At 73.6% G+C, this 14,024-nt stretch carries 11 protein-coding genes and 2 pseudogenes; 5 read left to right on the top strand and 8 right to left on the bottom strand.

Translation table 11 applies throughout. The features are described 5' to 3' along the window. Positions 1–10 precede the first annotated feature (10 nt). The gene (locus tag ACEPPI_RS27320) at positions 11–1,504 is read right to left on the bottom strand and encodes an aminopeptidase P family protein (protein ID WP_373917924.1); all 1,494 of its coding nucleotides are present in this window, start codon (positions 1,502–1,504) and stop codon (positions 11–13) included. Between the two features lie 140 nt (positions 1,505–1,644). Here ACEPPI_RS27320 and ACEPPI_RS27315 point away from each other — a divergent pair, with 140 nt between their 5' ends. The 4 genes from ACEPPI_RS27315 to ACEPPI_RS27300 all read left to right on the top strand — a co-directional run bounded on the left by ACEPPI_RS27315 (position 1,645) and on the right by ACEPPI_RS27300 (position 4,757). After that, on the top strand, positions 1,645–2,586 hold the full coding sequence (locus ACEPPI_RS27315; protein WP_373917923.1) for an NAD-dependent epimerase/dehydratase family protein: 942 nt from the start codon (positions 1,645–1,647) through the stop codon (positions 2,584–2,586). 5 nt (positions 2,587–2,591) lie between these two features. Then, on the top strand, positions 2,592–2,861 hold the full coding sequence (locus tag ACEPPI_RS27310; RefSeq protein ID WP_373917922.1) for a hypothetical protein: 270 nt from the start codon (positions 2,592–2,594) through the stop codon (positions 2,859–2,861). 106 nt (positions 2,862–2,967) lie between these two features. Next, on the top strand, positions 2,968–3,915 hold the full coding sequence (locus ACEPPI_RS27305; protein WP_373917921.1) for an ATP-binding cassette domain-containing protein: 948 nt from the start codon (positions 2,968–2,970) through the stop codon (positions 3,913–3,915). Then, complete coding sequence (locus ACEPPI_RS27300; RefSeq protein ID WP_373917920.1) at positions 3,912–4,757, top strand: ABC transporter permease subunit; 846 nt, start codon at positions 3,912–3,914, stop codon at positions 4,755–4,757. Before ACEPPI_RS27305 ends, ACEPPI_RS27300 begins: the two co-directional genes overlap by 4 nt. 88 nt (positions 4,758–4,845) lie before the next feature. Here the strand turns inward: ACEPPI_RS27300 and ACEPPI_RS27295 are convergent, their stop codons facing one another. From ACEPPI_RS27295 to ACEPPI_RS27275, 5 genes and pseudogenes are all read right to left on the bottom strand, one after another. Beyond that, the gene (locus ACEPPI_RS27295; RefSeq protein WP_373917919.1) at positions 4,846–5,289 is read right to left on the bottom strand and encodes a helix-turn-helix domain-containing protein; all 444 of its coding nucleotides are present in this window, start codon (positions 5,287–5,289) and stop codon (positions 4,846–4,848) included. 219 nt (positions 5,290–5,508) lie between these two features. Continuing rightward, positions 5,509–5,877 (bottom strand): hypothetical protein, encoded by a 369-nt coding sequence (locus ACEPPI_RS27290; RefSeq protein WP_373917918.1) that lies wholly within the window; start codon positions 5,875–5,877, stop codon positions 5,509–5,511. Positions 5,878–5,935: 58 nt separating this feature from the next. Then, on the bottom strand, positions 5,936–7,636 hold the full coding sequence (locus ACEPPI_RS27285) for a SulP family inorganic anion transporter (RefSeq protein WP_373917917.1): 1,701 nt from the start codon (positions 7,634–7,636) through the stop codon (positions 5,936–5,938). An 81-nt stretch (positions 7,637–7,717) separates the two neighbouring features. Beyond that, the gene (locus ACEPPI_RS27280) at positions 7,718–8,167 is read right to left on the bottom strand and encodes a pyridoxamine 5'-phosphate oxidase family protein (RefSeq protein ID WP_373917916.1); all 450 of its coding nucleotides are present in this window, start codon (positions 8,165–8,167) and stop codon (positions 7,718–7,720) included. A 62-nt stretch (positions 8,168–8,229) separates the two neighbouring features. Next, a pseudogene (locus ACEPPI_RS27275) lies at positions 8,230–9,398 on the bottom strand (GAF domain-containing protein); the annotation flags it as partial. Between the two features lie 452 nt (positions 9,399–9,850). Between ACEPPI_RS27275 and ACEPPI_RS27270 the strand changes: the two are divergent. Continuing rightward, the gene (locus ACEPPI_RS27270; RefSeq protein WP_373917915.1) at positions 9,851–10,840 is read left to right on the top strand and encodes a nitroreductase; all 990 of its coding nucleotides are present in this window, start codon (positions 9,851–9,853) and stop codon (positions 10,838–10,840) included. Positions 10,841–11,851: 1,011 nt separating this feature from the next. Here the strand turns inward: ACEPPI_RS27270 and ACEPPI_RS27265 are convergent. Further along, entirely contained in the window at positions 11,852–13,042 is a 1,191-nt protein-coding gene (locus ACEPPI_RS27265) for an acyl-CoA dehydrogenase family protein (protein ID WP_373917914.1), read from the bottom strand. A 154-nt stretch (positions 13,043–13,196) separates the two neighbouring features. Further along, a pseudogene (locus ACEPPI_RS27260) lies at positions 13,197–14,024 on the bottom strand (hypothetical protein); the annotation flags it as partial.

Raw genomic sequence — 14,024 nt, 5'->3', positions numbered from 1 at the left:
GGGCGTGGTGTCAGGCCCGCAGGGCGGCCGTCCAGGACTCGACCTCGTCCGACCGGCGCGGCAGGACCGCCGAGAGGTTCTCGTTGCCGTCCTCGGTCACGAGGATGTCGTCCTCGATCCGGATCCCGATGCCGCGGTACTCCTCGGGCACGGTCAGGTCGTCGGCCTGGAAGTACAGACCGGGCTCGACGGTGAGCACGACGCCGGGTTCGAGGACGCCGTCGGCGTACGTCTCGGCGCGGGCGGCGGCGCAGTCGTGGACGTCGAGGCCGAGCATGTGGCCGGTGCCGTGCAGGGTCCAGCGGCGCTGCAGGCCCAGCTCCAGGACCTGCTCCAGGGTGCGTTCGCCGAGCAGGCCCCAGGCGAGGAGCCGTTCGGCGAGGACCCGCTGGGCGGCCTTGTGGAAGTCGCGGTAGTGCGCACCGGGCTTGACGGCGGCGATCCCGGCCTCCTGGGCGTCGTGCACCGCGTCGTAGACCGTGCGCTGGAGCGGGGAGAAGGTGCCGCTGACGGGCAGGGTGCGGGTGATGTCGGCGGTGTAGAGGGTGCGGGTCTCCACTCCGGCGTCGAGCAGCAGCAGGTCGCCGGAGCGGACGTCGCCGTCGTTGCGGACCCAGTGGAGGGTGGTGGCGTGCGGGCCGGCGGCGGCGATGGTGCTGTAGCCGACGTCGTTGCCCTCGACGCGGGCGCGCAGGAAGAAGGTGCCCTCGATGTGGCGCTCCGAGGTGGCCTCGGCCTTGCCGAGGACCTTCACGACGTCCTCGAAGCCGCGGACGGTGGAGTCGACGGCCTTGCGGAGTTCGCCGATCTCGAACTCGTCCTTGACGCGGCGCATCTCGGAGAGGAAGACCCGGAACTCCTCGTCGGTCCCGGCCGTCACCTTGTCCCGCAGGGTCTTCTCGATGCCGGCGTCGTGGCCGCGCAGGACGCGGACCGGGCCGGTGGCCTCCGCCAGGGCGGCGGCCAGGTTCCGGACGTCCGCGCAGGGCAGGCCGAGGAGCCGCTCGTTCTCCGTGAGACTGGCCCGCCGTCCGTCCCACAGCTCGCCCCGGGCGGACAGCCAGAACTCGCCGTTCTCCCGGTCGGAGCGGGGCAGCAGGTACGCGGTGGACCGGTGGCCGCCGTCCTCCCGGGGCTCCAGGACCAGGACGGCGTCCTCGGTCTGGTCTCCGGTCAGGTACACGTAGTCGGAGCAGGCGCGGAAGGGGTGGTGCGTGTCGTTGGCGCGGACCAGCAGGTTGCCGGCGGGTATCACCAGGCGCTCGCCCGGGAAGCGGGCGGAGAGCGCCGCGCGCCGGCGGGCGGTGTGGGCGGCCTGCGGGAGGGGCTCGATGTCGTGGCGCTCGGTGTCGGCCCAGCCCTGCCGCATGTTCTCGGCCAGCTCCGCGCTCACCCCCCGTCGGCGCGCGCGGCCCTCGCTCCGCTGCGCCTCCCCGGCCTCCTCTCCCCCGGACGTCGGGTCCCCGTCACCGGACTGCCGGATTTCGGACGAACGCTCGGTCACAACCGCCTCCTGAATTCAATCCGTTCACCCTCAAAACCCACCGGACCCCTCCCTTGATCGCAAGGGGTCGCCGCCATCGTGGCACGACCCCCGTCCCAGTGGCCGGGAGTGACATGGGGTCCGCGCGCTAGGGTTCGCACGTGAGTTTCTATGTCGTCGTGGGATTCGGGCCCGCCGGTGCGGCCACGGCCCGGCTGCTGGCCGGGCGGGGACACTCGGTACGGGTCGTCACCCGATCGGGCCGGGCTCCGGAACCGGGCATCGAGCACGTCGCACTGGACGCGGCCGACGCCGTCCGGCTGACCGGGGCCGCACGGGGCGCGGACGCCGTCTTCGGATGCGCTGCACCTCCCTACCACCGCTGGGCGGGCGAATGGCCCGCGATGACCTCGTCCCTCTGCACGGCCGCCGAGGAGACCGGGGCCTTGCTGGTCATGCTCGGCAACCTCTACGGCTACGGTCCCGTGGACGGCCCCCTGACCGAGGAGCTGCCGCTCGCGGCGACCGGCCCCAAGGGGCGGGTGCGGGCCGCCGCCTGGGAGACGGCCCGGACCCTGCACGAGCAGGGCCGTCTGAAGGCCGTGGAGCTGCGGGCCTCGGACTTCTTCGGCCCCGGTGTGACCGACGGCGGGCACCTGGCCGGCCGGGTCGTGCCGCAGGTGCTGCGCGGCAGGCCCGTCTCCGCCCTCGGCGACCCCGACGCCCCGCACAGCTGGACCTATCTCCCCGACGTGGCCGCCGCGCTGGTCGAGGCCGCGGGCGAGGAACGCGCCTGGGGGCGGACCTGGCACGTCCCGACCGGACCGGCGCTGTCCGTACGGGAGATGGTCGGCCGGCTCGCCGACGAGTCGGGCACGGGGCCCGTCGCCGTACGCGGACTGCCGTCGGCCGTCCTGGGCGCGCTCTCGCTCTTCTCCCCGCTGATGCGTGAACTCAAGGAGATCCGCTACCAGTTCGACCGTCCCTTCGTCGTCGACTCCGGCGCCTGGGAGGCCGCCTTCGAGGCCCGCGCCACACCCGTCGACGAGCAGGTCAAGACGACGGTCGCGTGGTGGCGCGAACGGCTGACCGCCACCGGGTGACACCCGTGCCGGAGGACGACGGCCCGGCCGGCGGCGAGTTCGGGGCCCGGCCGGCCGGCCCCCGGTGGCTGGAGACGGTACGGGGCGTCGACCGGACCCTGCGCATCGCCGACCGGCTGTACGAGCACGGTGTCATCGCCGATCCGATCTTCCACCCCGCGGTGGAGGAGGGGCTCTCCCGGCTGCGGTTCTTCGTCACTTCCGATCACCGCGCAGGGGACAGCCGCCGGGCCGTGCCGGTCCTGGCCCAGGAGGTGGCGGCGGCCGGGGGCTGACGTCGTTGGGGCCCTCTGGGGGCGTACGCCCACGGGCGGGTCCGGCCGCGCGATTGCCGCCCACGGCACCATGCCCGCGGGGCGGCCTCCCGGCAGGGTTGCCCTTGTGATCGAAGTCAACGAACTCACCAAGCGCTACGGCGGCAAGACCGCCGTCGACCGGTTGTCCTTCACGGTCCGGCCGGGCCGCGTCACCGGATTCCTCGGCCCGAACGGAGCCGGCAAGACCACCACCCTGCGGATGGTCCTGGGCCTGGACCGCCCCACGGCCGGCTCCGCCACCGTCACCGGCGTCCCCTTCCGCGACCACCCGCGAGGGCTGCGGCACGCGGGCGCCCTCCTCGACGCGAACCAGGTGCACGGCGGGCGCAGCGCAACCGCCCACCTGTCCGCGCTGGCCCGAAGCAACGGCATCCCGGCGCGCCGGGTGGACGAGGTGCTCCAGGAGGTCGGCCTGGCCGGGGCGGCGGGCCGTCGCATCGGCGGGTTCTCGCTCGGCATGAAGCAGCGCCTCGGGATCGCCACCGCCCTCCTCGGCGATCCCCCGGTCCTGATGTTCGACGAGCCCGTCAACGGCATGGACCCGGAGGGCGTGCTCTGGATGCGCGGCCTCTTCCGGCGGCTGGCGGCCGAGGGCCGTACGGTCTTCCTCTCCAGCCATCTGATGTCGGAGATGCAGAACACCGCCGACGATCTCGTCGTCATCGGCCGCGGCCGGCTCATCGCCGCCGAGTCGGCGGGGGAGTTCGCGGCCCGCAGCACGCGGACCGGCACCGTCGTCGGCACGTCGCGGGCCGCCGAGCTGGCGGCGCTGCTGGCCGGCGAGGGCGCTTCGGTGGAGCCGGAGGGGCCGGAGGGGTCGGAGGGGCCAAGGGGACAGGCGGACGCCCGCAGGCTCGTGGTGACCGGAATGGCGGCGGACCGGATCGGGGCGCTCGCCTTCGCGCACGGGATCGTGCTGGACGAACTGACCCCGCGCACCGCCTCCCTGGAGGAGGCCTTCATGGAACTGACCGCCGACAGCGTCGAGTACCCGACAGGACGGACCCGATGACCCGAACCGCCTCCGCCCACGCGACCTCCGTCGCCGCGCCTCCCGCCCGCTTCCGTGACCTGCTCGTCGCCGAGTGGATCAAGATGCGGTCCCTGCGCTCCACCTGGTGGACGATCGCCCTCACGGCGCTGTTCGTCATCGGGTGCGCGACCGTCGCGGCGCTGGCGGACCACGACGACATCGCCGCGGCCGGCCCGGGTGCGCGGGAGTCCCGCGGGTTCCTGCCCTTCGACGCCTTCCCGCCCGGCGCCTACATGACGCTGATGCTCGTCGCCGGCAGCGTCGGGGTCGTCACGATCGTGAGCGAGTACGGCAGCGGGCTGATCCGTACCACCACGGTGGCCGTTCCCGCGCGCCACTCGGTGGTCCTGGCCAAGGCCGTCGTCGTCGCGGCGGTGTGGACCGCCGTCGGGACGGTGATCTCCCTGGGCGCTTTCCTGGTCTCCCAGGCCGTCCTCGACGGCCGGCACGCCGGGGTGTCCCTCACCCACCCCGGTGTGGCCCGCGCCATGGTGGCGTCCGCGCTGCTGGCCCCGATCTGCGCCCTGGTCGGCCTGGGCCTCGGGGCGCTGATCAGGCACACCCCGGGCAGCGTGGCCGCCACCCTCTTCACGCTGGTGATGCTGCCACCGCTGTTCAGCACTTCCCGGCAGTGGTCCGCCGACGTCAACCACGTGATGGTGGTGAGCGCCTGGAAGCGCCTGGTCCAGAACTGGGGGGACCTTCCCGACATCCACCACGTCCACGACGCCACGGTGCCCGCTTCCTGGGCCGTGTACGCGGTGTGGCCGCTGGTCGCGGTCGCCCTCGCGGTGGTCGTCGTACGCCGGCGCGACGTGTGAGCCGGACGCCGGGGACCGGACGGGCCCGGCGGATCCCCTCAGAACTTCTTGAGCCGACAGCGGCGGCCGTGGTCGGCCGAACGACCCCTCACGGCGATTCTTCCGAGGGGTCGGTGACGGGCGGGAGGCCCTGGAGCTGCCGGTACTGGTCCATGATGGCCGTGATGGCCTGGAGGTTCTCCTTCTTCATCCCGGCCGCCCGCATGGCCACGGAGCGGACTCCGGCCTGGCGCAGCGCCTCGATGGCGGCGACCTCACCGAGGACGGACTCGGCGACCTCGTCGTCGAAGAAGTACGCGACGGAAACGCCGAAGAACCGGGCGAGGGCAGCCAGCAGGTCCGGCGAGGGGTTGGAGCGCTTGCCGGTACGCAGCTGCGACAGGTAGACACCGCCGGCCTTGAGTTCGGGGTTGGCGCGCTTGAGTTCCTCCGCGACCTCGGCGTTGGTCCAGTGCTTGCCCTTGGGCCGGACCGTCTTGAAGAGGCCGTCCAGACGCACTGCCAGCTTGGGCCGGTCGTCGGTCTCCGACACTGCGAATCTCCCTTCCGCCACCCCCTCGACATTGCTCTCAGCTATCCGGCAGTTTCGCAGATTAGCCGTCAGTTGACAATCCGACCGGAGTCCGCCACCGTGGACCTCGCCGATAGCTGGCAGCTAACTTTGCTTACGGGGGTAGCCGAGTTGATGTGCTGGCGGCTGCCGGTCCGGGCAGGGCCGGCCCTCGGGGGACGGGGGTCGGCGACGGGCGGATCACACCCGCTCGGCCCGGAAGCACCACGGGGGACCCACGGGGGAAACGGGGGGAACCACGGGGAGGGTGAAAAAGGGAAAACCCGCCCGGCCTGACGGGGGACAGACCGGGCGGGAGCTCTCAACCCGCTTTGCCGAGTTTACGACTGCCACTTGTGTGAGCCAGGCGACCTCCGCCGAGAAGTTGTCCGGGTCCCGGTCGCCGAAGTCGCCCGCGTCCTTGTTGAGATCGGGGACCGTCCCTGCCCGCTTAGCGTGCAGGGCCTGCTCGATCTCGTTTCCCGCGGCGCTGAAGACGTTCGACGCGAGCTGCCGGACGCCGATGTCGATCCCGGCCGCGACGCAGAAGGCGACGGCCGATACGTGCATCAGCAGGATGGCGAGGTTGCCGACGCCCGGGAAGCGGTCGCCGCGGCGCGGGCGGCCGTCACGTGCCGGGGTCTTGGTGGTGCTGCCAGGCGCGGTAGGCCTCCACGGCCTTGGGGAGGGTGGGGTAGATGCGGTCCCGGCCGATCGTCGCCGTGAGGCCGTAGGCGTCGAGCGGGTCGCGCAGATCCTGTTTGACGCGGGCCAGGGCGAACACGATGTGCCGCTCGACGAGTTCGGTGCGCAGGGCCTCGACGGCGTCGAGGGCGGTGATGTCGACCTCGACGTTCGCCTCGGTGTTCAGGACGAACCAGTGGACCGGGTCGGCCTGGGCGTTCACGGCGGCCAGGGCCCGGCGGTGGAAGTCCTCGGCGTTGGCGAAGAACAGCGGGGAGTCGTAGCGGTAGACGAGCAGACCGGGGATGGTGCGCGCGGTCAGGTGGTCGTCGATGTCGTGCATGCCGACCAGGCCGGGCACGATGCCGAGGACGGCGTCGTGCGGACGCGCGACCCGGGCGAGCAGTTCGATGACGGAGAGGGCGACCGCGGCCAGGACCCCGTACAGGATGCCCAGGGCGAGGACACCGAGGGTGCAGCCGAGTGCGAGGAGGAGTTCGCGGCGGCGGAACGCGGCGAGGCGCCGGAACTCGCCGACCTCCACGAGACGTACGGCGGCGTACACGACGATCGCGCCGAGGGCGGCCGCGGGGACGTGCGTCAGCAGCGGCCCCAGGAAGAGCAGCACCGCGACCACGCACGCGGCGCCCACGAGGGAGTACGCCTGGGTGCGGGCACCGGCGGATTCGGCGAGGGCCGTACGGCTCGCGCTGCTGCTGACGGGGAAGCCGTGCAGGGCTCCGACGCCCAGGTTCGCCGCGCCGAGGGCCAGCAGTTCGCGGTTGGCGTCCAGTGGATCCGGGTCGTCGTGCCGGGCGAAGGCGCGGGCGGTCAGGACGACGTCCGTGTATCCGACCAGGAGCACGCCGAAGGCGGGCAGGACCAGGTCCGCGCAGTCGGCCGGCCGCGGCAGGGCGAACCCGGGCAGGCCGGTCGGGACGGCGCCGATGACGGCGATGCCGGCGCCCTCGTCGAGGGAGAAGACCGTCACCGCAGCCGTGGCGAGGACGAGGACCACGAGCGGTCCGGGCAGCGGCCGCCAGAGCAGGGGCAGGGTGAACAGGAGCAACAGGCACGCGGCGGACAGGGCCAGGGTCGCCGGGTGCGCCCCGCCGATGTGGCGGAGGAAGAAGAGCAGCCGGGGGAAGAAGGCGGAGCCGCCGCCTCCTGGGACGCCGGTCAGGCGGCGCAGCTGGTCCACGATCATGATGAAGGCCACCCCGGCCAGGTAGCCGACGAGTACGGGCCGGGAGAGGAGGTCCGCGAGGAAGCCGAGCCGGACCGCCCAGGCGACCAGGCAGAGCAGGCCGACGACGAGGGCCAGGGCGGCGGCGAGGGCCGCGTACCGGGCGGGATCGCCGGCCGCCAGCGGTCCCACGGCCACGGCGGTCATGAGGGCGGTGGTGGATTCCGGGCCGACGGACAGCAGGCGGGAGGACCCGCTGAGGGCGTAGAGGACCATCGCCGGGAGGGCGGCCCAGAGACCGGCGACGGGCGGCAGCCCGGCCACCCCGGCATAGGCCATGACCTGGGGGACGAGATACGCGGCCACCGTGACCCCGGCCAGGGCGTCGCCGCGCAGCCAGTTCCTGCGGTAGGCACGGAAGGCGGGCGGGGTCACGGTGATCCGTCCGTGCTTCGACAAGGCGCCTCCGGGGGCTCGCGCGTGCCCACCATCGTGGCGGGCGAAGGGGCGCGGGGGTGTGAAGCGCGCGCGGGCCGGCCGCTACCGGCCGTCCGCGCGCAGGCGGAAGCCCTTGATGAGGTCGGGCCTGATCCGGACGGCGCCCGACGCGGTGCCCTCGACCCAGGGCCGCAGGAGCCGCGCCAGGCGTTCGGTCTCGGCGGGGTCGGTGACGGCGGTGGCGTAGCCGGTGGCGACCACGCTCCACCCCAGGCGGGTGGCCGGGTCGATGTCGTCGGCCTCGTACGCGACGACCACGCCCGCGCCCTCCCGGTCCGCGAGCAGGGCCGCGAGTGCCGGTCCGTCCTGGAGGCGGACGACGATGTCGCCGGCGTCGAGCAGGTGGTTGACCGGGCGTACGGCGGGCAGTGCGTGCCGAGTGAACACGATGCGGCCCAGTTCGGCCGCTCCGAGCAGCGCCAGGGCCTCGTCGGCGGTGAGCTCCTCCAGCCACCGTCCCGGCGGGACGGCGTCGGGCGGGTGGCTGTTCATGGCGGGCGTCCTTGGTCGAGCGGGTCGGCCGTCGGGGCCTGCCCGCTGCCGGATCCGCGGGGGTCGTGCAGGTCGCGGGCGATGCGGTCGTGGTCCTCCAGCATGCTCGACCGCTCGGCGTCCCGGCGCCGGTCGGCCAGCTCCAGCGCGAGGGCGGCCTGCCCGGCGAAAGCGGGGAGCGCGGCGACCTCGGTGGCGGCGAACACCGGGCGGCCCCGGCCCCGGGCCAGCACCAGGACCCCGCTCAGTTTCTCCCGGGTTCCCACGGTGACGGCGACGGCCGGGCCGAACCCCGCCCAGCGTTCGGGCTGCACGGTGACGCCCGGGTCCGACTCCACGTCCGCGACCGTGACCAGGCCGTCCCCCGCCACGGCGGCTTCGGCGAGCGTGCCCCGGATGCCGGGCAGGGCGACGCCGCGGTGCGCCTCGGCGCCCCGCCCCGCCCCGCCGCGAGGGAGCCGCGCAGCTCGCCTCCGGGTCCGACGAGGTAGAAGACGCCCGTGTCGGCGCCGGTGATGTCCCTGGCCCGCTCCAGCATTCCGTCGAGGACCTCGTCCCGGGCCGCCCCCGAGAGCAGGGCGCTGGTGATGTCGGAGGTGGCCGCGAGCCAGCGCTCCCGCAGGCGGACCTCCTCGAAGAGGCGGGCGTTCTCGATGGCGATGCCGGCGGCGACGGCGAGGGTGAACAGGACCGCCTCGTCCTCCGCGTCGAACTCCGCGCCACCGCGCTTCTGCGTGAGGTAGAGGTTGCCGAAGACGTCCTCGCGGACGCGGACGGGAACGCCGGGGAAGGAGTGCATCGGCGGGTGGTGGGCCGGGAACCCGTACGAGGCCGGGTGCTCGGACAGCTCGGACAGGCGCAGGGGCTCCGGGTGGCGGATCAGCTCGCCGAGGATGCCGTGGCCCGACGGCAGGTCCCCGATCCGGGCGCGGAGCTCGTCGCTGACGCCGACGGGCAGGAACTGGGCGAGCTACCTGTCGTCGCCGATGACACCGAGGGCCCCGTACTCGGCGTCCACGAGGACCACCGCCGCCTCGACGATGCCCCGCAGCACCTGGGCCAGGTCCAGGCCCCGGCCGACCGACATCACGGCCGCCAGGAGGCCGTTCAGGCGGTCGCGGGTGCCCCTGACCTCGCCGATGCGCACCTGGAGCTCGTCGAGCAGCTCGTCCAGCCGCAGCCGTGGCACGCCGCCCACCCCGCCCCCGGCGGACCGGCCGTCTGCGCTCATGTCCCACCTCCGGCCGACGGCAGCGGGAGGCCGTCGCCCCTTTCACGGTAGTGCGGGAGCGAGGGGGTTTCCCGTCCGGATCCGAGGTCGCCCTCGTCGCGGACGGCGACGAGCCGCGGTTGCCGGCCACGATCGTGCCGTGCAGATTGGCGGCTCGGTGCAGCGTGCTGACGGCATCGGTACGGCTGCACTCGGTGGTCACCGACCCACGCCGGCACCGGCACCGCCCCGGCACGAAGCCCGCCCGGGACCGTGACCGGGCCCGAAGGTCCCCTACGCCGGGCCACGGGCCCGTGCCCCACGGACCGGTGGGACCTACGGTCCCGGGACGGCACCGGTCGGCCCTACCCGGGCCCGCCCGCCCGCCCGATCCTGGAGGCAGCGAGGCACCGCTCCACCTCGGGGGCGCCGTCGTGGCGCACGACCGGGGCAGCACAGACAGGACCAGTCCCGTGACCGCACGAACCGTCGAAACCGATACCGTCGCCCTGCTCGTCGCCGACGCCGTCACCGCCCCCTCGATGCACAACGCGCAGCCCTGGCGCTTCGTCTTCCGGCCGGACGACGAGGTCGTCGAGCTGTACGGAGACCCGGAGCGGGCCATGACCCGTACCGACCCCGATCACCGCGCCCTCCACCTCGGCTGCGCCGCGGCCCTGTTCAACCTGCGCGTGTCCGCCGCCCGCCACGGGCTCGGCGCGCGCGTGCAGCTGCTGCCCGACGGCTCCCGCCCCTGGCTCCTGGCCGGTGTGTCCTTCGAGGCTGCCGGGGACGGGAACGACGAACTCGCCGTCCTCCACGACGCGCTCCACCGCCGGCACACCAGCCGGCTCCCGTTCGGCGACGAGGCCGTGCCGCCCGCGCTCCTGGACGGCCTGCGGGAGGCTGCCCGTCTGGAGGGGTGCCACCTGACCGTCCCCGGCACCTGGCACATCGAGACCCTGCTCGGGCTGGTGCACGACGCGGAGCACCTGGAGGAGACGGATCCGCTCGTCCGGGCCGAGACGGCCGCGTGGACGGGCGGCGACCGGGGTCCGGGCCCGACGCGCCGCGACGGCGTACCCGCCGAGGCGTTCGGCCCCCGCAGCTCCGGCGGACCGGCGCCCGTACGCGACTTCGGCCGGGCCCGCCCGGTGCCGGACCGCGGGTGGGACGTGTTCGAGAAGCGGCCCCGGCTGGCCCTGCTGGGCACCCGGGGCGACACCCGGCCCGACTGGCTGCTGGCCGGTCAGGCACTGGAGCGGGTCCTCCTCCGGGCCACCGCCGACGGCCTGGCCACCTCGATGACCTCCCAGCCCCTGGAATGGCCGGAGCTGCGCTGGACGGTCCGCGATCCGCTCGCCGCCACGGGACACGTCCAGATGGTCCTGCGCCTCGGCTACGGCCCCGCGGGCCCCGCCACACCGCGCCGTCCGGTGGCGGAGGTCCTGGAGGTCCGCTGACCCCGCAGCTCGCGCCCGAAGACGCGAACCCGCTGCGGGACACCGCCTGGGGCCAGTTCATGCTGGGGGACGCCTCCCTGGTCCGCTCGGCGGTCCGGCGCCCCGGCCCAGGCACCGGAAGGCGCCGAGGGGGGCGTCGAGGAAGGCGCCGGGGGCTGGGCGCGCCGGGACGCGGCCGCCGGACCGTCCTCCGGCTGCCTCAGGGCCCTGGCCGCCCACCGCTCGGGGCGGAGGACCGGCCCCGAGTGGCGGGGCGCGGCACCGGGCCAGAAGACCTGCCGCAGGGTCTTCACCTCGGCGCGTCCGGGGCCACTTCACTCGGAACGGGGCCGCCGATGCAACGATCACCGTCGACCGGAGGGTCACGGGCCCGTCGGCCATGGTGATCGCTGTACTGGTCTCCGAGCTCCGTTGTGGCACGAATGGCACCAGGCCAAGCTCATGTCGCGGCCGCATGGGCGAGCTGTGGGCGCAGGTGCGCGGCATCAGCTGGTGTTCGTCGACCAGTTACTCGCCACACTCGCCAGTTGGGGCTGGTCAAACTCTTGGTCGACGGGCCTGCGGTGGAGATCTCGCGGATCCCGGCTACCAAATTCTGTGAGCCCAGACCGGCGGGCGAGTGGTGACAGCACCGCACCGCTGGTTCAAGAAGAACGCCCCGGGCTGGTACGAGGAGATGCACAAGCTGCAGCGCAAGGCGCACTCCTCGCGCCGCATCCGGGTCGAGCACTGCATCGGACACCTGAAGAATTGGCCAGCCCCCACCCGCCACCTCGGCCGCCGCGAGCACATGAGCGAAACCGTCCAAGCCGTCGCCGGTCTGCTGTCCCAAGAGTGGACCGCAGACCTCGTTCAGGCACGAGAGACGTACCACCGAAGTCTTCGACGTCTCACCGCCAACCATGCACGAGCTCGGTGGCTAGAAGAGTCGCAGAATGCCGAGCGTTCGCAAGCACGTCCGGTGACAACAAGACCTGTTAAGTGCCAACTGTCGTTGTGAGTCACACGGGGTCAGCGGCGGACGCGGGGCATGCCCAGGCCGATCCACGCGATGATCTCGCGCTGGATCTCGTTGTTCCCGCCGCCGAAGGTGAAGATCACCGCGCTGCGGTAGCCGCGCTCCAGCTCGCCGTGCAGGACCGCGCCGGCGGAGCCGTCCTTGAGGGAGCCGGCCGCGCCGACCACTTCCATGAGCCAGGCGTACGCGTCCCGGCGCGCCTCGGAGCCGTAGACCTTGACGGCAGAGGCGTCCTGCGGGGTGAGGGAGCCGGACTGGACCGCGTTCACCATCTGCCAGTTGAGCAGTTTCATCGCGTCGAGGCGGGCGTGGGTGCGGGCGAGCCGGCCGCGGACCCAGGTCAGGTCGATGACGCGACGGCCGTCGGCCAGTTTGGTCGCGGCGGCCCAGCGCTGGACGTCGTGCAGGGCGCGGATGGCCATGGTGCCGTGGGCGGCGAGGGTGACGCGTTCGTGGTTGAGCTGGTTGGTGATCAGCCGCCAGCCCTTGTTCTCCTGGCCCACGCGGCGGTTCGCGGGGACGCGGATGTCCTCGTAGTGGCTGGCGGTGGTGTCGTGCGAGGCCAGGGTGTTGATGAGGGTGCAGGAGTAGCCGGGGTCGGAGGTCGGCACGAGGAGCATGGTGATGCCCTTGTGCGCGGGGGCGTCCGGGTCGGTGCGGACGGCGAGCCAGACCCAGTCGGCGGTGTCGCCGTTGGTGGTCCAGATCTTCTGGCCGTTCACCACGTAGGTGCCGGTCTCCTCGTCGCCCTCCCGGACGGCCTTGCACTTGAGGGCCGCGAGGTCGGTGCCCGCGTCGGGCTCGCTGTAGCCGATGGCGAAGTCGATCTCCCCGGCGAGGATCCTGGGGAGGAAGTACGCCTTCTGCTCTTCGGTACCGAACTGCATGAGGGTGGGACCGACGGTGTTCAGCGCCATCAGCGGCAGCGGGACGACGGCCTGCGCGGCCTCGTCGAAGAAGATGAACTGGTCCATGGGCGACATGCCGCGCCCGCCGTACTCCTTCGGCCAGCCGACGCCGAGCCAGCCGTCGGCGCCGAGACGGCGGATGGTCTCCCGGTAGAAGCGCTTCTGCGCGGCCGGGTCCTCGTAGCGGGCGTAGACGTCCTGCGGCACGAGCTCGGCGAAGTAGGCACGCAGCTCGGTGCGCAACCGCTGCTGCTCAGGCGTGTATTCGAGGTGCACGGCCCCTCCGGGAGTCTCGCGGTCCAGCCGGTCGGTGTGGTGGCGGCGGCCAGGGTAGAACCCGTTGCAGTAATCCGGAAGGGGTGGTGATGGGCCGTCAAGGACGTCGTCGGGCCGCGGGGGGTCCGGTAGGCGGCTCTCCGGCCCACGGCGGCTAACAGGCGGGGGACGAGCCCTTCTGCCCCTTGAGGTCGCGGTTGTACAGCCACCCCGTGGCGTTCGTGCCGTCCACACGCACGAACGTCCACTGGTTGCCGTACGAGTTGACGATGTAGCACTGATACCAGAGCTTCGTGCCGTCCTTGACCAGGCTGCCCTGCGAGCACTGCTGGTACGGCGCGGCCAGCAGGTGGTGGTCGCCGGAGATGTAACCGTAGGTGCCCGGCGACGGGTCCCGGTGGGTCCAGCCCGCGCAGCCCGTCGGGACGGGGCCCGGCCTGGCCGGGGCGGGCGAGGATCCCTTCGCGGAGGGCGACGGCGTGCCGGCCTTCTTGGAGGCGCTCGCGGACGGCTTCGCCGTGGGCCCGGAGCCGGACGGCGACGGGGCCGGGGTCGGCGCGCCCGACTGCCCGCCGGCGACCGGGGAGCCGCCGGGCGCCGGGGTCGGGGCCACCGCCTGCGCCCGGTCGTCACCGTCGCCGCCGGAGGTCACGGTGTAGGTGACGCCGCCGGCGGCGAGTACGGCGACGACCGCCACGGCCATCGCGGCGCGGCTGCGGCGCCGCGCCCGGTCCGCGGCAGCCGAGCCGGAATGGCCGACCGTGAACGACTGACCGGGCGGGGGTCCCTGAGGCGGGCCCTGCGGCGGGAAGCCGGGCTGGGGGGTGGGGGCGTAGGGGTGCGGAAACGATACGCCGCCGGCGTCGAAACCGGCCGGGGGCGGGGGCCCGAAGCCGGGAACGGGCGCGGGGGCGGGGGCGGGCGCGGGCGCGGGGGCGGGCCCGAACGCCGACTGCGCGCCGGGGACCGGTGGGACCGCGCC

The organism is Streptomyces sp. AB3(2024) (assembly GCF_041862025.1).
Lineage (GTDB): Bacteria > Actinomycetota > Actinomycetes > Streptomycetales > Streptomycetaceae > Streptomyces.
Note: the sequence above shows the minus strand (reverse complement) of the source record. Positions and strands in the feature narration are given on the sequence as shown.